The organism is Flavobacterium bizetiae (assembly GCF_902804475.1).
Lineage (GTDB): Bacteria > Bacteroidota > Bacteroidia > Flavobacteriales > Flavobacteriaceae > Flavobacterium > Flavobacterium bizetiae.
Window position 1 is genome coordinate 22367 of the sequence record NZ_CADCSU010000174.1, and the last position, 19366, is coordinate 41732.

13 protein-coding genes are annotated in these 19366 nt (G+C 32.2%); 3 read left to right on the forward strand and 10 right to left on the reverse strand.

Annotated elements, in window-relative coordinates; genetic code table 11:
• Position 1: 1 nt before the first annotated feature.
• The 10 genes from FLACOL7796_RS21955 to dnaK all read right to left on the reverse strand — a co-directional run bounded on the left by FLACOL7796_RS21955 (position 2) and on the right by dnaK (position 16770).
• Positions 2 to 715: a carboxylesterase family protein gene (locus tag FLACOL7796_RS21955; protein WP_173972921.1), complete on the reverse strand. Its 714-nt coding sequence runs from the start codon at positions 713 to 715 to the stop codon at positions 2 to 4.
• Positions 716 to 723: 8 nt separating this feature from the next.
• Positions 724 to 2103 (reverse strand): glucoamylase family protein, encoded by a 1380-nt coding sequence (locus FLACOL7796_RS21960; protein ID WP_173972922.1) that lies wholly within the window; start codon positions 2101 to 2103, stop codon positions 724 to 726.
• A gap of 72 nt (positions 2104 to 2175) precedes the next feature.
• Positions 2176 to 3675 carry a RagB/SusD family nutrient uptake outer membrane protein gene (locus tag FLACOL7796_RS21965; protein WP_173972923.1) on the reverse strand — a complete coding sequence of 500 codons (1500 nt, stop codon included), beginning with the start codon at positions 3673 to 3675 and terminating at the stop codon, positions 2176 to 2178.
• A 4-nt stretch (positions 3676 to 3679) separates the two neighbouring features.
• Positions 3680 to 6703 carry a SusC/RagA family TonB-linked outer membrane protein gene (locus FLACOL7796_RS21970; RefSeq protein WP_173972924.1) on the reverse strand — a complete coding sequence of 1008 codons (3024 nt, stop codon included), beginning with the start codon at positions 6701 to 6703 and terminating at the stop codon, positions 3680 to 3682.
• A 244-nt stretch (positions 6704 to 6947) separates the two neighbouring features.
• A complete protein-coding gene (locus tag FLACOL7796_RS21975; protein ID WP_173972925.1) occupies positions 6948 to 9692 on the reverse strand; it encodes a helix-turn-helix and ligand-binding sensor domain-containing protein in 2745 nt (914 codons plus the stop codon).
• A gap of 103 nt (positions 9693 to 9795) precedes the next feature.
• Positions 9796 to 10215: a DUF3995 domain-containing protein gene (locus tag FLACOL7796_RS21980; RefSeq protein WP_173972926.1), complete on the reverse strand. Its 420-nt coding sequence runs from the start codon at positions 10213 to 10215 to the stop codon at positions 9796 to 9798.
• A gap of 27 nt (positions 10216 to 10242) precedes the next feature.
• Positions 10243 to 11427: an acetate/propionate family kinase gene (locus FLACOL7796_RS21985; protein ID WP_173972927.1), complete on the reverse strand. Its 1185-nt coding sequence runs from the start codon at positions 11425 to 11427 to the stop codon at positions 10243 to 10245.
• Between the two features lie 87 nt (positions 11428 to 11514).
• A complete protein-coding gene (gene pta, locus FLACOL7796_RS21990) occupies positions 11515 to 13608 on the reverse strand; it encodes a phosphate acetyltransferase (protein ID WP_173972928.1) in 2094 nt (697 codons plus the stop codon).
• Between the two features lie 48 nt (positions 13609 to 13656).
• A complete protein-coding gene (gene corA / locus FLACOL7796_RS21995; RefSeq protein WP_173972929.1) occupies positions 13657 to 14727 on the reverse strand; it encodes a magnesium/cobalt transporter CorA in 1071 nt (356 codons plus the stop codon).
• Positions 14728 to 14889: 162 nt separating this feature from the next.
• Positions 14890 to 16770, reverse strand: a complete 1881-nt coding sequence (gene dnaK / locus FLACOL7796_RS22000) for a molecular chaperone DnaK (RefSeq protein WP_173972930.1) — start codon at positions 16768 to 16770, stop codon at positions 14890 to 14892.
• A 470-nt stretch (positions 16771 to 17240) separates the two neighbouring features.
• On the opposite strand from dnaK, the gene FLACOL7796_RS22005 reads away from it, so the two are divergent.
• From FLACOL7796_RS22005 to FLACOL7796_RS22015, 3 genes are all read left to right on the forward strand, one after another.
• Entirely contained in the window at positions 17241 to 17978 is a 738-nt protein-coding gene (locus FLACOL7796_RS22005; RefSeq protein ID WP_173972931.1) for an ATP-grasp domain-containing protein, read from the forward strand.
• Between the two features lie 70 nt (positions 17979 to 18048).
• Positions 18049 to 18618 (forward strand): hypothetical protein, encoded by a 570-nt coding sequence (locus FLACOL7796_RS22010; protein WP_173972932.1) that lies wholly within the window; start codon positions 18049 to 18051, stop codon positions 18616 to 18618.
• Positions 18619 to 18682: 64 nt separating this feature from the next.
• Positions 18683 to 19273: a hypothetical protein gene (locus FLACOL7796_RS22015; RefSeq protein ID WP_173972933.1), complete on the forward strand. Its 591-nt coding sequence runs from the start codon at positions 18683 to 18685 to the stop codon at positions 19271 to 19273.
• The last annotated feature ends 93 nt before the right edge of the window (positions 19274 to 19366 follow it).

Genomic DNA, 19366 nt, shown 5'->3' on the forward strand with positions numbered 1-19366 from the left:
TTTATTTGTTCGTATTCGTTTTCATTTGTTTAAACATCCAGTCATAAATTTCAGGATTGTCATAAACTCTCGACCAGCTATCGTGGCCAGCATCATCAAAAATGGTTAATTGTACATCTTTGGCATTGCACTTTTTTAATTCTTTGTAAATGGTGATCGCATAATCAACCTTTACTACATCATCCAATAATCCATGAAAGATTCGGATTGGAATATTGGCAATTTTACAAGCACTTTCTAATTCGATCAAATCAACAAAACCTGAAATAGGTACAATTGCTGCAAATTTATCGGGATATGATAATGCTAAATTCCATGCTGCCCAACCTCCGGAACTTAAACCGGTAACATATATTCTGTCAGGATCTATTTTGTTTTCCTTTTGAATTTTTAATATCAATTCATAAATCGATTCAATATTCCAATTTTCGTCTTCTTTGCATTGAGGAGCTAAAACATACGCATCTAACTGATTTGTTTTGAGATATTTTAAAGGGCCATTGATTTTTACTTTTTCAATGTCTGTTCCTTTTTCTCCATCGCCTGAAATAAAAACTATTAATGGCTTTTTATCTTTTGTATTGGCCGGTTTATGTAATGCATAAGCCAATTCATAATTGGTTACTATTACTGTTTTTATTTTTCCGGTTGTTTCGCTTTGAGCAAAACTCATTACAGAAAAAAACAGGACGATTAATGCTATTTTATACTTCATTCGAAATATTATTGAATTCCGTATTTTCCTGATTTAAAACCAAGTTTAACTAAACCTTGTTTTACTTCTGGCGCATTCATAAATAATTTCCATAATAAACCAGTGCGGTAATTTTCGATCATAACCACTTCCGGCCCCTGATCAATTGCTAAATAACGTTTTGCAACCCAGTTATTATTACCCAGACTCAAGGCATCATAAAAACCTGCTTCTCCCCAAGTTAGATCTTTATGGTTGTCATAAAGATTTCTGATTACAGCCATAGATTCTTTTGGAGTGTATACAATTGAACTTATTGCTGCTGTTGGAGAAATTACTTGCTGATCATTACTTGGCATATGAGCATTGTAACCAATAGAACCATCAGGATTTCTCGAATAAGATGCTGTTAGTCCCCAATAATCAGGTCCGTAACCTTTAACTTTTCCAGGATTTTCTACACAGTATTCGTAATTTATTTTTGTTTGATTAACATTCAAATCCCAATAATTTGCATACTTGTCTGTTAATTGGTTTGGATCAAGTCCTACATAAGAATAATGCGCCCAGAATAAAGGTCCGCCATATTCTTCTGCTCCATTATGTTTTAGGACTAACGGAATATTATATTTTGTTTTTGAAGAAACAATTCCGCCACTTCTCGCCCAACCTTCGTGATACGCTTTTGCATCAATTGAATGTGTTGGCGAAGATGCTGCTAATACATAAGTGATTAAACACTCGTTATATCCCTCAAGTGGGAAATTCATTTGCCAGGCATAAGAAGGCGACCAGTGCCAGTACAATACATTTTTATTATTAGTGTACCATTGCCAGTCAACACCTTTCCAAAGTGCATCATATTTTTGAGCAACTGCTTTTTCGCTCTCAGAACCATCTTTAAGATATTCACGAACTGTAATCATTCCCGCAACCAAAAATGAAGTTTCGACTAAGTCTCCACCATTATCCTTGGTTCCAAAAGGCTTTACTTTTCCTGTATTTCCGTCAATCCAGTGTGACCACGCTCCATGAAAACGGTCTGCTTTGCCTAAAAAATCAGCAATTTTGTTAAGTCTCTCTACTCCTTGCTCTTTTGTAATGTAACCTTGAGACATACCTGAAACCAATGCCATTAAACCAAAACCTGATCCACCTGTTGTTACGATGTTAGCATCATTTTCAGGATAAACTCCATCAGGATGGTATCTTTCTCTAGCTAACCCGGAATTTGGTTCAGCATAATCCCAAAAATATTTAAATGTTTGTTTTTGAACAGTTGCTAAAAGTTCTTCATCTGTTAATTTTACAGTTGTAACATTTTCTCCTTCATTTTCTTTTGATTTATCAGAATTAGATCCGCAACCAAAAAGACTAAAAACTAATAATAAAACTGAAATTCTAACCATTATAAAAAAATTTAAAAACAATTAATAAAAATCACTCCCTTCCTGAGAAGGGAGTGATTTTGAAAATCTTAATTAATAACCAGGGTTTTGCTTTGACATACCTTCAGATATTCTAATAAATGAATCTGGGATAGGGAATAATTCATTTTTATTTTCTGTAAAAACTCTACCGTTTGGAAAAACATCATTTTTATCAGCAGCAAAAGCTGCTTTTGCTTGTCCCGTTCTAACTAAATCAAAGAATCTATCAAATTCAAATGCCAATTCAACTCTTCTTTCTTTCCAGATTGCAGTTCTTACAGCATCTTGAGTAGTTGCAGGAGTATCACCTAATCCAGCTCTATGTCTAATTTGGTTTAACAAAGGAATAGCATCCGAAGTTTGTCCTAATTCATTAAGTGCCTCTGCTTTCATTAACAATACTTCTCCATATCTCAAGTATTTAATGTTTGCATCAGTTTCCCAAGCACCTGTATATGCAGAAGAATAAGCCTTAAAATTATATCTAGGATTAATTGTTGTATCTACATTACCATCTTTATCATATACTTGAGGAATTACTCTTCCATCATACAATGTTGTTCCTCTAAAAATAATAGTAGCATTTTTTCTAACGTCACCAGATTCATAAGCATTTAATAAGCTTTCAGATGGCTGATTGAATCCCCAACCAAACTCATCACGTACACCTTGAACATTAGAATATCCTGAAATTCCTCTTGCGGGTACAGAACCAACACCATTTATTTCAAAAATAGATTCTGCATCATTCTCTCCTTCAAGTCTAAACATTTTAGCATAATCTGGAACAATAATATAACCCGTAACCAGATTGCAATTGTCTACAACTTTTTGCCAATTTTTCTGATATAAATTCACCTTAGCTAATAACGCGTAAGCTGCACCTTTTGATGCTCTGCTTTTTTCAGCGTCAGCGTATGAAGCTTTTGCAGGCAATACTGCAATTGCATCATTTAAATCTTTTTCTATAAAAGCATATACTTCTGCAGCACTTTTACGAGTTAGCTGCATTGCTTTATCTTCTGCAGATAAAGGTATACTTGATAAATGATCAACAATAGGAACTCCTCCATAACATTTAACCAAGGTAAAATACATAAAAGCTCTTAAAAATTTAGCCTCCCCCATCAATCTTTGTCTTAAAGCAGCGTCTGCTTTATCTAATTTAGGAAGAATAGCTAAAGCTTGATTACACCTGTTGATTCCATCATAATTAGCATTAAAAGTACTTTCTGCAGATGGATTTGATGAATTATAAGTTAAAGCATCTAAAACATCTTTATCATCTCCAAGATCACTAGGTATAGAACCTTTATCTGCATCATCAGAAGTTATACTCGCTAACCCAATCCATCCAAAAGAACTCATATCCCAGTCTAAAAACTTACTATAAATTGCAGTTACAAATGTTTTTGCACCATTGTCGTTGTTAAACAACTCTAAATCCTCTGTAGAAACAGTTTCTGTTTGCTTAACATCCAGATAGTCATCTGCACAACTCACAAGAAAGATAGCTGAGAAAGCAGCCATCAATAAATATATCTTTTTCATAATATTAAAATTTTAAATTAGCACCAATAACAATTGATCGTAATGTAGGATAAGCATCAAGTTCTACTCCTTGATTTCCGTAAGGATTACCATCTCCGTTTAGTTCTGGAGAAAAACCGGAGAATTTTTGAGTGATAAATGGATTAATTGCATTTAGATACAATCTACAAGAACTAATAAATTGGTCTTCTTTAAGAGGAAGTTTATAACCTAAAGTTATATTATTGATTCTAAAGAAATCACCAGATTCCATATAATATGTTGAAGCTACTGGAATTGTATTAGAAGGTGCAGGGTTAGTAGATGTTTTATTAGCCACAGTCCAATAATTATTTGTTGCTGAAGCTTCTATATTTTCACCTCCAAAACGCTGTGCCTTTTTACCATTGTAAACTTTTGCTCCTCCAGTACCATATCCGTCAACTGAAAAGTCAAAGTTTTTATAAACAATTCCTAATGAAACCCCATAATTAGATGTTGGCAAAATAGAACCTAGATATTTTTTATCTCTTGTAGCAGATAAAGCATCTTGGGTAACTTTTTGTCCAGATGCAGTGTAATAGATGATATTTCGATTTGCTTGATCTACACCTGCATATTCATAAAGATAAAAACTACCTAATGGCTGACCTACTGAATTGTTATACAACAACTTGGTATCTATACCATTACCTAAATTACCACCTATAACCTGAGATAGTGACACATCTTTTAAACCTGTAAGTTCATTTTTATTATGAGAATAATTACCTCCAACCCAATAGCTAAAATCTTCAGTAATTTTATCATCCCAGCGTAAAGCGATTTCGTAACCTTTGTTTGAAACTTCACCAACATGAGAAGGTGATGCGACAGTGATACCAGAAGTTGCAAACGGTTTAACATTTAAAATAACATTATCGGTATTTTTATCATAAACATCAAATGATCCTTTTAATCTGCTGTCTAAAAATTCAAAATCAATACCTGCAGATGCTTCTTCTGTAATTTCCCACGTTAAAGTTGGATCTATCTGTGAGGTAATACTTGTACCTTCATTTAAAATTGATCCACCTAAATAACTATTTAAGCCAGAAGCATACCCTTGATTATTCAATGGTACATTTTGATTACCTAATTTACCCCAAGAACCTCTTAGTTTTATTAAGTCAACTCCTTTTACATCTTTTAAGAAACTTTCTTTCGTCACAATCCATCCTACACCAAAAGACGGGAAAGTTCCCCAACGATAATCTTTTGCGAAATTTGAAGATCCATCACGTCTAACAGTACCAGTAAACAAATATTTATCCATTAATTTATATTGAAATCTTCCAAAATAAGAAGCCAGTTTACTTTCGTTATAAACTACATCATATAAACTAGTAATCGAAGCTACGTAATCAACACCATGATTTAAATTAGCATCATTTAAAGACCAATAATTAGAATCCGAACTAACATTTTTTCTAACAATTGATAGTTTTTCTCTTGGTCCTTTTACAGATGTTTCAATACCTGCAGTTAATTCTACATCATGAATTTGTGCAAATACTTTATTATAAGTCAAATAATTAGATAAATTCCAATTAAAATATTGCTCTCTACCTCTTGTTAAAAGATTTATAGGATCGGTACTTAAATAATTTGAAGCAACTCGATTTGGATTTGCAACTAGCCATAAGTTTTTAGTATCCTCGAAGTTGTATTGCTTCCATGAATAATACTCTCCATTAAATTGAGACGTGAATTTTAGTCCTTTTATGATTTCATAGTCTAATTTTAGACCTCCTTGTAAAGTAATACTTTTTTGTTGTTCGTCGTAGTAATCTAATTGAGCAACAGGATTACCAACATTATTAATTGAATTTCCTCTTGGACTTGCAACTCCATTACCATCAACATAAGGAGCACCATATTGGCCATTAGAAAAGTATACCGGAATAAGTGGTGATTGCTTGTATGCATTTGTAAAAGCACTTAACGGTTTAGGAGTTGAATTAGCAGAAGTAAAACTAAAATTCTGATTTAATGTTACTTTTTTAGAAATCTTGTATTCATTATTATTCCTAAAGCTTGTACGACTATAATTTAAACCGTTTAATACCGCTTTTTCTTCATAGTTTCCTGCACTAAAAAAATACTTAATATTCTCTGAAGCTCCAGAGATAGATATATTATTTTGAGTATAAGATCCTGTTCTTGTAATTTCATCAAACCAGTCTGTATTTACAGGTTGATCTGTTGTGAATTTATTAGTACCCAAAGCAGCATTAGAATATGCTACATATTGAGCGCTATTAGCCATTTTTACCTTTTTAAGAGGTTCTCTAAAACCAGCAAAACTTTCAACTTCAACAGACACTTTTTCACCTTTACCTTTTTTAGTAGTAATGATAATAACTCCATTAGCCGCTCTAGTACCGTAGATTGCTAAAGACGACGCATCTTTTAAAATTTCATATGAAGTAATGTCATTGGTATTAATGTTGTTAATGTTTTCTGTAGGCATCCCGTCTACAATATACAAAGGAGATCTTCCTCCTAATGCTGTCCCCAAACCTCTAATAACAACTGAAGGAGTACTTCCTGGTAAATCAGAAGAAATTACCTGAACACCGGCAGCTTTACCCTGAATTGCCTGTGATGCATTTAGCACTTTAGTTTTTGTAATATCTTCAGCTTTTAAAGATGTAATAGCTGACGTATTATCAATTTTTTTTCTGGTTCCATAACCAATAACAACTACTTCTTTTAATGCCGTATCTCCGGCTTCTTTTAATGTAATTGACATTAGTGCGGCAGTTGCCGGGACAGAAACAGAATCAAAACCTAACATTGAGACCTTTAATATGTCTCCAGGTTTTGCATTGATTGTAAAGTTTCCGTCAAAATCTGCATCAGTAGTTGCTCTGGCATCAGAGGAAGCGATAACTGCTCCAGGAATTCCCATTCCGCTACTGTCTACTACTTTTCCTTTAATTGCTTGACCAGACATATACGCCGGTAGTAGCAAAAGTGCTAAAAAGCTAAAAATAAAATTTTTCATACAGTTTGTAATCATTTAAGTTAGTGAAGCCAAATTACGCAATTACAACGTTGTAGTACATCATAAACCACTACAGCATAGCTACATCATTGTGTTAAATTTTATTCATATCAACATGATTATCAGAACAATAAATGTTAATATTTTTTCTTTAACACTACATTATGATGTAGTAATGATGCATTGCGATTATGTAAAAATTGGTATAGAAAAATATAAGATCCTTAAAATTTAAATACGAATCTTACAGACTTAATAAAAATTTTGACAGGTTTTCTTCCTGAGAGAGGTTTAATTTTTTTCTTAAGCGATATCGGTGTAGTTCAACCCCTCTAAAAGAGATATTCATCATAGGTGCAATCTCTTTAGATGAAAGATTCATTTTTAAATAAACACACAGTTTTATATCTTTTGGAGTAAGGTTTGGAAATTTTTTAGAAAGATTTATGATAAACTCATTATGAATTTGATTCAGATTTGTTTCGAAAATCACCCATTCGTGTTTATTTACTTCGTTTATTTTGATTGCTTTTCTAATTTCACTTTTAAGTTTATTAAAATCTTTTTCTGAATCGAGAATACCCTGGATATTTTCGATCATTTCACTTTGTTTTGCAATTGACAAAGATTTTCCGGCAACTTCTGATGATTTTGTTTGTAATTCTAATTCCAAAATATGTTTTTCATATTCCTGAACGTTCAATTCATTTTCGGCTTTCAATTCCATTTCAAGAATTTCTCTCTGGTGCTTTAATTCTTCTGCCTGCAACTTTAATTTCTGGATATATCGCAACTTATTCCATTTATAATAGAAAAAGAGTATTGCTCCTATCACAAGTATATATAAAATCACCATCCATATTGAAAAATACCATGGTTTCGCTACATTAAATTCAAACTCCGAAACTTTTTCATAACTGGCACCATTATGTTTGTAGATTATCATAGAGTGACTACCACTGCTTAAATTATTCAGTACAATCAATCCGTCAGAGATTTGAATAAAATCTTTATTATTGTTGAGCTTATAAAATAGATTTGGTTTACTTGCGCCGTAGATACCTGAGATTACATTTACCCTCAATTCTGTATTATATTTAATCGTAGATTCATCAGAAACCAGATTATCATCATTAAATGCTTCAACTTTTACATCAGAATTTTGCTTGTTTTCATATTTCAACTGAAGGGAAATAAATCCGTCATCAAGATTCAGCAAATAATGATTATTGGTTTTAAAAATTCTTAAATTATCATTGATTAATTTTCCTTTATAATATTTCTCCTGAATAATATTCCATACAAATTTATTTCCTAAAGCCTGAATATGGTATAAAATTCCGTTTTGAAGCACCATAAAATGATCGTCGTCAATAGCAACAACATCGGTTATATCCTTGAAGTTTAGATTAAACAACTCATTCTCTTCTAATTTATTAGTTATAGAATTATAAGTGTACCATGAATTATTAATTAGAAAAAGAATCTCATTTCTAAATTCAAAAATCTTTACTCCAAAATCATTATTGATTTTACTTTGTTGTGTAATATTTTCAACTTTTTTAGTCTTAAAATTGTCATCGTATAAAACACGATACAATCCCCTGTAATTATCTGCTGCCCAAATTTCATTATTTTTATTTTGTGCAACATATTTTATTGGCTTCGAAAGATCTTCAATTTTTTTAGTCTGAGTAAGTTTCGAAATATCATCATAAACTAAAACTCCACTATAAGTAGATTGAAAATAGGTGTTGCTAATAATACTTTTAGACAAATTCCAGCCACCACTAACATTATTGGTTTTTACTAATGCACCATTATCATAACAAAATGTACCGTCATTGTGGCCAATAATATATTTATCATTAATTTTAGTAATATTCCAGGCTTGCCCTTGTGTGTTAGGCATCATATGAAACTTACCGGAATCAAATTCAAAAACTCCATGATTAGAAGCGATTAAATATCCTTTGTTAGTAGTTGCGACAGAATAAACAGAACCAAGTAATCCTGAGTTATCATAAAAAAATGAAATAGGAGAATTTACTTCTACATGAGCAATTCCGTTATCCAAACCAAGCCATAAATCATTTTCTTTATCAAAACCAATGCTCAAAATAGAGTTATTCATTAGAACATTATTTCGATCGATATTTTTATAGGTATTTGTTGGAAAATCATAAATAAAAAGTCCCCTATTTCCCGTTCCTATAACCAATTTATTTCCTTTAATAAATTTAGCGACATTTATGGTTGCTGCTTTTAAAGTTTCGTTTAAAGGATTATTCCACGGTTTTAAACCGCCTTTTTCTACTATAAAAATTCCTTTTTTCTGTGTAAATATATACGTCTTGTTTTGAAACTTTTCGATGGCGTGTACAACTGTCTTTTTTAAGACATTCCAACCTTTAGGATTTGAAATTTCTGAACCATTCATTTTAAAAAGCCCTTTTTCTACTGAGGCTACATACAGATCATTATCGACAACGAAACAATAAGATATTAAAAATGGAAATTTAATTTTCTCAATGTGTTTTCCATCATAAATAAAAACATCATTAAATGACTGAAAATAAATTGATCCGTTGAATTTGAAAATTTTCCAGATTTCCTCATTATCTTTTTCATCAAACAAACGCAAGTTTTTGGTAATTGAAACATAATGCATCTTACCATCTTTTCGATACCAATAACCAAATTCTTTATAAGAACCGGAATATATTTTATCTCCTTCGATCATAATCGAACGAATAATGGTTTTATTAGGTAAAGTATACTTTTCCCAAATCACACCATCATATCGTAATAGATAGTGATTATTAGCAAAGTACATGGCATCATCTTTTCCCTGAGCGACATTCCAGATTTGATTGTCTCCCTGATAATCTGATTTATTATAGTTTTCTACGAAAGGAAGTAATTCTTGTGCTTGTATTTGTGAAGCAATGAAAAAGAAGAAAAGAAGTTTTAAAAGTATCGATTTCAAAATATTCGGTTTTATAGCCAAAGATACTCACAAAATTTTTAATCTTAAAGCATAAAAAAAGCTCCCGTAAAGGAGCTCTTTTATATTATTTAATTTAAATCTTTTACTTCTTTAATTCTAGTAGTAAAGTTAGTACAGTTATTACCAGACATAATGGTGTATAATATTTTGCATCATTCAGGGCAAATTTAGAGCTTTTATGTTTCTTAAATAAACCAACATAGTTAAAGTCACCAATAGCTCTTATTATAAATATAGAAGCTATGATCCAAAATCCAGATTCATCTAACCATTTTGATAAGTTTACCCCTATGAAATCATATTTTATCAAATAAAACAGACCAAAACATAACAAACCAATAGCGACAACAAAAGTTGAAACTTTTCTGGGTATAAAAACCGCAACTCCATTCTCTTTGGTTGGTACAACGGCATGACTTCCCCATTTACCTCCAAAACCCCAATAAAAATGAATCGCTGAAAGAACTGTAAAAATTAAAAACAATACTAATGAAATAATCATTTCAGGTAATTTAAAATTCTAAAACAATTAATTGTTTAGCAATTGGTATACCTGATTTGCAATTTCATATTCTTCATCTGTTGGTATAACCAAAACTTTTGCTTTTGAATTTGGTGTATTAATTTCTCGGATTTCTTTAGAACGAATTTGATTCTTTTCATAATCTAATTCAATTCCAAAATAATCCATATCTGTACACACTAATTGACGCATATAAGAAGAATTCTCACCTATTCCGGCTGTAAAAATAATAGCATCCAAACCATTTAAAGCCGCTGTATAAGAACCAATATATTTTCTAATACGATATGCATTCATAAATAAAGCAAGCTGACAATCTTTATTTCCTTTAGCTGCTTCTGACTCAATATCACGTAAATCGCTATACCCCGTAAGACCAAGCATTCCGCTTTGTTTTAATAAAATTGAATTGACGTCATCTGCAGAATATCCCAGATTTTTAATCATATAAAAAACTATCGACTGGTCTATATCACCGCTTCTTGTTCCCATTATTAAGCCATTAGATGGCGAAAATCCCATTGTGGTATCAATACACTTTCCGTCTTTAATTGCTGCCATACTACAACCATTACCAATATGAATTGTGATAATTTTTGAGTTTTCTTTTAAAAAATCAATGGCTTTTTCAGACACATATTTATGACTCGTTCCATGAAAACCATAAACTCTAACCTTATTCTCTGTTAAAAGATAATTTGGAATGGCATACTTGTATGCTACTTCAGGCATTGTTTGATGGAAAGCGGTATCAAAAACAGCAATTTGCTGTGCTGAACTAAATATTTCTTCGGCTACATTAATTCCTTCTAAATTTGCAGGATTATGCAATGGTGCCAATTCAAAAAGCTGTTTAATTTTAGCTTTTACGTTGTCATCAATTCTAACAGTATCACTAAAATCACTTCCTCCGTGCACTACTCTATGTCCCACTGCACTAATTTCTGAAGTGGATTTTATAACTCCTTTTTCCGGATCTAAAAGCATATTAGCCACTTTTTGTAACCCCACTTTATGATTAGGGATTGGAAGTAATTCTTCTAAGGAATGTAAAGAAGTTTTAAACGTTATATTTGAAGTTTCCAGTCCAATTCTATCAATCATACCCGTACAAATTACTTCGTTTGTTGGCATAACCGTTAATTGGTATTTAATTGATGAACTTCCTGAATTGATAATTAATATTTTCATTTTTTTTATAAAGTTTCTAAGGTCCTAAGTGACTAAGATGCTAAGTTTTTTACTCAGGATTTTTAATTTTTAATTTCAGATTTTTAATTATAGTCCTTGCGCCTGAATTGCTGTAATAACTACTGTATTGATAATATCATCTACTGTACAACCACGGCTTAAATCGTTTACAGGCTTATTTAAACCTTGCAACATTGGACCAATAGCTAATGCTCCGGTTTCTCGCTGTACGGCTTTATAAGTATTGTTTCCTGTATTTAAATCAGGAAAAATAAGTACACTCGCCTGCCCTGCTACTTCAGAGTCCGGCATTTTGCTTTTACCAACTGCACGATCTACCGCGGCATCGTATTGAATTGGTCCTTCAATTTTTAGATCCGGACGTCTTTGTTTTACAATTTCGGTGGCGGTTCTTACTTTATCTACTTCATCTCCTTTTCCTGAAGCTCCTGAAGAATAAGAAAGCATTGCAATTTTTGGCTCGATTCCGAAAGCGGCACTTGATTCTGCAGATGAAATTGCAATTTCTGCCAATTGCTCTGCTGTTGGGTTTGGATTAATAGCACAATCCCCAAACACAGAAACCCTGTCTTCTAGGCACATGAAAAATACCGATGAAACTACAGATGAATTTGGTTTTGTTTTAATGAATTGAAGTGCCGGTAAAATGGTGTGTTGCGTAGTATGTGCAGCACCAGAAACCATTCCGTCAGCATGACCTTTATACACCATCATGGTGCCAAAGTAAGATACATCTTCCATTAAATCTCTTGCCATTGTAATACTTACATTCTTTGCTTTTCTAAGCTCATAATATGTATTGGCATAGTCCTCATAGAATTCAGATTCTATTGGGTTTATAATATTTACTTTTGAAAAATCAAGCGTAATACCTAGTTCTGTTACTTTATTTTCTATTTGCTTTTTATCACCAATAATCGAAATATCAACAACATTCATGTCCATCAATCTTGATGCTGCAACAATGATTCTCTCATCGTTTCCTTCAGGCAGAACAATATGTTTGCGATGCTGTTTAGCTCTTTTAACCATGTTGTATTGAAACATTTTTGGTGTCATACCTTCGGCTTCAAAAGTGATTAATCTTTCAGATAAAGCATCGTTATCAACGTATTTTTCAAAAGTACTAATCGAGGTTTCTATTTTATGCGTATTGTTGGCATAAATCTCTGATTTTATCTTCCCAATTTTATTTGTAATATGATACGTTCCGCCATCAACAGCAATAATTGGTACGATGGCAGAAAGTCCTTCTATAAGTTTTAAAATACTCTCTTCCGGAACAATATTTCCTGTTAGAATAATTCCTGAAATTGTTGGATAATTAGCTGATTCATTTGCCTGCAAAGCACCTAAAATAATATCTGATCTATCGCCCGGAGTAATTACTAAGGCATTATCATGTAGATGCACTAAATAGTTATGCAATTGCATCGCTCCAACACTAAAATGCCCAATTTCGTTATTCAGATAATTACCTCCAAATAATACTTTTGCATCAAGTTCATTAACAATTTCCTGCATTGTTGGATTGTTTAAACTTGATATCAGCGGAATTGTATTTACTAAAACATTTGCAGGTAAACTTTTTTGCAGACTTTTAGTAACCAGTTCAATATTCTCGGGCTGTACTTTATTGGCAAAAACAGATAAAACCTCAACATCTTTTACTTTAAAAGAATCATAAACCAAATATAAATTATCAACTAATTCTTCTAAAGTTTTTCCAACTCCGGATGCCAGTATTATAGTAGGAATTCCGAGGTTTTTTGCAATTAAAACATTCAAATCCAATTCAATCGAAGTTCCTTCACCTGTAAAGCTTGTTCCTTCTACCAAAACAAAATCAAAGCGTTCTTCAAGCTTTTTGTATTTTTCGATAATAAGATCCAGGACCTCTCCTATTTTTCCTTTATTTTTCTTCTTGATCAGTTTGCTTTTCGTTATTGCATACGCATCTTCAAACTTAATATCCAGATTAAAATACGACAAAACCGTTTCAATATGATTGTCTAATTCTCCATCAATAAAATCCTCTACAATGGGTCTAAAATAACCTACTTTAGCTGTCTTACCAATCAAAATACTCATCAAACCGAGTGTAATAATTGATTTCCCACTATTATGGTCGCTTGTGGCTATATATACTGCTTTACTCATAATTTTATATTTTGAAACTTAACAAATTTTTGAATTATATAATAAACGCTAAAACCAGCGTCTTTTTTTAAAATAAATAATCAGGGCAATTACAAGAAAAAACATTGCAATCATCACGCTGTGATACCCATATTTATAGCGAAGCTCCGGCATATTTTCGAAGTTCATTCCGTAGACCCCAACAATAAATGTAAGCGGAATAAATATGGCCGAAATAATGGTAAGCGTCTTCATTATTTCATTCATTTTTCGGCTTTGTTCAGAAAAATAAAAGTTTGAAGCACTTTCTAGTGAACTCATATCAGACTCAATTTGCTCTAAAAGTTCTAAACTTTTTTGATGCAAACGAATGAAAAAACTAAACGTTTCTTTTTCAATTCCGTTATAAGTATCATCATCTTTAATTGTTTTTAAATAATACAACGAATCCCTTAACGGAACTATTGAACGTTTTAAAAAATTAAAATTATCACGGTGATTTTCAATTTTTTCCAGAATAACGGGATCGGCTCCTTTTTTAGTCAGATTGATTAATTCTTCGATCTTATCTTCTTCGTCTTGAATTGTAATGTAAAAATTCTCCATTACCGCATCTAACAATAAATACAGTAAATAATCGACTTTTTTGGTTCTTACAATTCCGGCATGAGTACGAAGACGCTCGCGAATATGAGTAAAAAAATCGCTTCTTTTTTCCTGAAACGAAATCAAAATTCCGTCTTTCAAAATAAAGCTAATTTGCTCAACGCTAATATTATCTGAATATTCAGAAGGCAAAAGCGATTTTATATTAAAAAACAAAATATCTTTTTGTTCTTCAAGTTTTGTTCTTTTGCTGGTATTTAAAATATCGGCTAATAAAAAATCATCCAGCTTAAAATGAGCACCAACTGTTTTAAGTAAGTTAATGTCATTTAATCCGTGAATGTTGAGCCAATTATTTTTAGTATAATCAATACAAGTATTTAATGCTAAGACACTGAATTTTTCATATTCAATAACATCTGCATCATCATATACAAAAAGTTGCATCTCGGTTTTATGCTCTTTTTGTGTGCCAGTATACTCTAAAGTAATGTGTTGCAGCTTACGTCCTTTCTTGTATTTGATCTTTCTCATGCAAAAATATTTACATAGTAATATTACGAAAAAGAATTCGAACAGTAAATGACATTTATCATTTTGTAGTAATCAAGCCCCAAATAACAGCAGTAGATACAACAAGACATAAAAAAAGCCGAATCATTTCTGATTCGGCTTTTCATTATCATTAAAGAAGAATTATTTTACTTCTTCGAATTCAACGTCTTCAACATTGTCTCCAGATTGCTCTTGTTGTGGAGCAGCTTGTTGACCTTGTTCACCTTGAGCATACATAGCTTCTGTAGCTGTTTTCCAAGCTGCATTGATGTTGTCAAGAGCAGTTTGAATAGCTGGAATGTCTTGAGATTGGTGAGCCATTCTCAATTCAGTTAAAGCGTACTCAACAGCAACTTTGTGATCGTCAGCTAATTTGCTTCCTAACTCTTTCAATTGACTTTCTGTTTGGAAAATCATGCTGTCAGCTTCGTTTAATTTCTCAGCTCTTTCTTTAGCTATTTTGTCAGCATCAGCATTAGCTTCAGCATCTTTTTTCATTTTTTCGATTTCTTCAGCTGTTAAACCAGAAGAAGCTTCGATACGGATATCGTGAGATTTTCCAGTTCCTTTATCAGTTGCAGAAACTTTGATGATACCATTCGCATCGATATCAAAAGTAACCTCGATTTGAGGAACTCCTCTTGGTGCTGGTGGAATACCATCTAAGTGGAAACGACCGATAGTTTTGTTATCAGCAGCCATTGCTCTTTCTCCTTGTAATACGTGAATTTCAACAGATGGTTGAGAATCAGCAGCAGTAGAGAATACTTGAGATTTTTTAGTTGGGATAGTTGTGTTAGACTCGATTAATTTAGTCAATACACCACCCATAGTTTCGATACCTAAAGAAAGAGGCGTTACGTCAAGTAACAATACATCTTTTACATCTCCAGATAAAACTCCACCTTGAATAGCAGCTCCAATAGCAACAACCTCATCAGGGTTAACACCTTTAGACGCTTTTTTACCAAAGAATTTTTCAACTTCGTCAGCAATTCTTGGCATACGAGTAGAACCTCCAACAAGAATAACTTCGTCGATATCAGATGTAGATAAACCTGCATCTTTTAATGCTTTAGCAACTGGCTCCATAGAACGTTTTACTAAAGTATCAGATAATTTTTCGAACTGTGCTCTAGATAATTTTTTCACTAAGTGTTTTGGTCCAGAAGCAGTAGCAGTTACGTAAGGCAAGTTGATTTCAGTTTCAGCAGAAGATGATAATTCAATCTTAGCTTTCTCTGCAGCCTCTTTCAAACGTTGCAATGACATTGGATCTAAACGTAAATCAATACCTTCTTCAGATTTGAAATCGTCAGCTAACCAGTCAATAATAACTTGGTCAAAATCATCACCACCTAAGTGAGTATCACCATTTGTAGACAATACTTCGAATACACCGTCTCCTAATTCAAGAACAGAGATATCAAAAGTACCTCCACCTAAATCGTAAACAGCAATTTTTTGATCAGTTCCTTTTTTATCTAATCCGTAAGCTAAAGCTGCTGCTGTAGGCTCATTGATGATACGCATAACTTTAAGACCAGCAATTTCACCAGCTTCTTTAGTAGCTTGACGTTGTGCATCGTTAAAGTAAGCAGGAACAGTAATAACCGCCTCAGTTACAGTTTGACCTAAATAGTCTTCAGCAGTTTTTTTCATTTTTTGAAGTGTCATTGCTGACAATTCTTGAGCAGTGTATAAACGACCGTCAATATCCACACGTGGAGTATTGTTGTCACCTTTTACAACACTGTAAGGAACTCTTTTTGCCTCTTCTTGAGTTTCAGCAAAAGTGTGTCCCATAAAACGTTTAATAGAAGCAATCGTTTTTGTAGGATTCGTTACCGCTTGTCTTTTTGCAGGATCACCCACTTTAATTTCTCCACCTTCAACAAAAGCGATGATAGATGGCGTTGTTCTTTTTCCTTCTGCGTTAGGAATAACAACTGCTTCGTTACCTTCCATTACAGAAACACAAGAGTTCGTCGTACCTAAGTCAATTCCGATTATTTTACCCATTTTTTATATATTTAATTTTGATATACTAATTTATAACTCAGGTGGCATAAGTCAATCTTTGTGCCAATATAAAAAACCAAAGTAAATTGTCAGTTTTCCTGTCGGCACAATAAAAACAATCTGACAACATGACATTTTTAAAACCTGACATTCGTGGCATATCAGTACTTTACGTGTCATTATCAGGAGCTAATCCCGCTCTCCGCTATATCTTTTATGCCGAACGCCGGCACAAAAGGATGCCGCTGCTATCGGGGCTAGGACATCTGTTTTCAAAATAACATTAATACAATAACCAATAAATAAAAAACGCCCACACCTCGCTTCTACTATTGTTCTACATCAGAATTGTAAAGTTAGGAATTTTACGCCTCTCAAAATATTTATAAGAAAAAGTTTATATTTGAAAAATATTAAAATGATATTTTACTTATCATAAATTTCAGCCATAAAATAAGAACACTTACCCAATGAAAGCATACATTCAAACAGACAAATCCGGAAACTATTATAATGTAAACGCTTATGTTGCCAACGAGGGCTTTCAAACTTTAGGCTGGGAAACCGAAAAATATTTTTCAGTAGAGGATATTGAAGACAACGATCCGGAAAGTTTAATTGTTGGCGGAATTGGCAATGTGAGAAAACGACTGGAAAAATTTGGAATCGAGCGACCTTCAAACGAAATAGACTATCCTAAAGAATTAGAAAAATACTTAGGCAGAAAAGTTTGGGTTGCTACAATTGAAGAAATATTTGCAGACGAAAGAAATTGGAATATTTTTATAAAACCAAAAAAAGAAACCAAAAAATTTACCGGAAAAGTCGTTAAAAACTATAAAGACTTTATTGGAATAGTTGACAATGACAACCCTACTCAAATTTGGTGCTCTGAAATAGTCAATTTTAAAACCGAATGGAGATGTTTTATAAGATATGGAGAAATTCTAGACATAAGACAGTACAAAGGTGCCTGGGATTCTAAACTCGACTTGTCTGTAATTAAAAATGCCATTAAAGATTTTAAAAGTGCTCCGGCTTCATACGCTTTAGATTTTGGAATAGACGACAATGATACTATGAAATTAGTAGAAATAAATGACGGTCATTCGTTAGGAACTTACGGAATAAGCCCTACAAATTATGCTAAGTTTTTATCTGCGAGATGGTCAGAACTCACAAAAACAAAAGATTATGCTCACTTTTAAAATTACTGTTTTAAATGGAGATTCTGATTGCTAATTTATTTTCTGCTAAATTAAAATTTCAGCAATTGATTTGGAAATTGAAACGAAAATCAGAAAGCATCAAATAATAAAAAGCACAACAAATGAAATGAATTTACACAACCTCTATGTTTTAATCATAATACTGTTTGTAAACCTATCTTTTGCACAGACATTAAAAATAACTGACTTTAGAAAAATAATTAATTATTCTAATGCTAGCGAGCATAAACAATTATCATCAAAAGGTTTTAGATTGCTAAATGATTCAATATCGACCTATCACAAGAAGTTTAAATTCAACAATCCAGAAACAAAAGAAATAGTGGAGTTAACATTGATAACAGACAAAGAAGGTGGAAAATTCTCAAGTGTAATCTATTTTTTGCCAACTGAATTTACTTATAAAAATTTCATCTCAACATTGCCAATATATAAATTCAAGTATAGTAAAAGAAATGTATGTTATCAACTGCCAACAAGCTCATATTCTGGCGAGAATATTTATCTTAACGGTTTAATACAACTTGATGAAAAAAAATACTACTCTTTAAAATACGATCATTACGTAGACAAAGCTTTATCTGTACCAACAATTGAAAGCATAACGAAACCAAATTAAATTCCAGCGTTTCTATTTTAAACAAAAACTACCAAATCTCAGTAAAACGCAAAAATTAGATCTAATGAAAAAGATATTCTCACTACTTTTTATTCTCTTCCAAATTACCATTTACGTGCAAGCACAAGAATTAAAAGATGATTTTAATGTCATTATTAGAACCGAAGAAGGCGATTTAAACAATGATGGCTTAGTAGATAAAGTATTTATCAAAATGGATACAATAGATAATACACAGCCTTTAAAATTAGAGATCTATTTTTTACAAAAAAACGGAAAATATAAATTAAACGTAGCCACAAAAAAATTAATGGAAGCCCAATATCCAAACGGAAAATATGGTGGGAATCAAATTCCTGATGTAATGATTGAAGATGGCAATTTGATTTTATATTCTGAAATTGGCAAAAACCACTTTTCGCATCTCTTTAAATTTAAAAATGGCTATTTTGAATTACAAAAAATATCAAATGTGGTTTGGGATGGCCAAAACTTAACCACCGAAACGGATTTTAACCTATTATCAGGACAAAGAACCGAAATAACAAAAGCACTAGGTTCTGAAAAAATAGTCAAAAAAACATCAAAAAAAATCACGGTAAAACCGTTACCAAAAATTGACAATTTTAGATCTTTTAATAGTAAATTGAATTAAAACAGCCAAAAACTTATACAATATCCGAACTAAATTTTAAACAAAAAACATAAACTCAAAACAATCTAATTTATTAACTGAAAGTCTTCAAAA

Excerpts from the sequence above, each read along its gene's own strand:
- FLACOL7796_RS21955 (WP_173972921.1), bottom strand. The coding sequence starts at position 715 with ATGAAGTATAAAATAGCATTAATCGTCCTGTTTTTTTCTGTAATGAGT.
- FLACOL7796_RS21960 (WP_173972922.1), bottom strand. The coding sequence starts at position 2,103 with ATGGTTAGAATTTCAGTTTTATTATTAGTTTTTAGTCTTTTTGGTTGC.
- FLACOL7796_RS21965 (WP_173972923.1), bottom strand. The coding sequence starts at position 3,675 with ATGAAAAAGATATATTTATTGATGGCTGCTTTCTCAGCTATCTTTCTT.
- FLACOL7796_RS21970 (WP_173972924.1), bottom strand. The coding sequence starts at position 6,703 with ATGAAAAATTTTATTTTTAGCTTTTTAGCACTTTTGCTACTACCGGCG.
- FLACOL7796_RS21980 (WP_173972926.1), bottom strand. The coding sequence starts at position 10,215 with ATGATTATTTCATTAGTATTGTTTTTAATTTTTACAGTTCTTTCAGCG.
- FLACOL7796_RS21985 (WP_173972927.1), bottom strand. The coding sequence starts at position 11,427 with ATGAAAATATTAATTATCAATTCAGGAAGTTCATCAATTAAATACCAA.
- pta (WP_173972928.1), bottom strand. The coding sequence starts at position 13,608 with ATGAGTAAAGCAGTATATATAGCCACAAGCGACCATAATAGTGGGAAA.
- corA (WP_173972929.1), bottom strand. The coding sequence starts at position 14,727 with ATGAGAAAGATCAAATACAAGAAAGGACGTAAGCTGCAACACATTACT.
- dnaK (WP_173972930.1), bottom strand. The coding sequence starts at position 16,770 with ATGGGTAAAATAATCGGAATTGACTTAGGTACGACGAACTCTTGTGTT.
- FLACOL7796_RS22005 (WP_173972931.1), top strand. The coding sequence starts at position 17,241 with ATGAAAGCATACATTCAAACAGACAAATCCGGAAACTATTATAATGTA.
- FLACOL7796_RS22015 (WP_173972933.1), top strand. The coding sequence starts at position 18,683 with ATGAAAAAGATATTCTCACTACTTTTTATTCTCTTCCAAATTACCATT.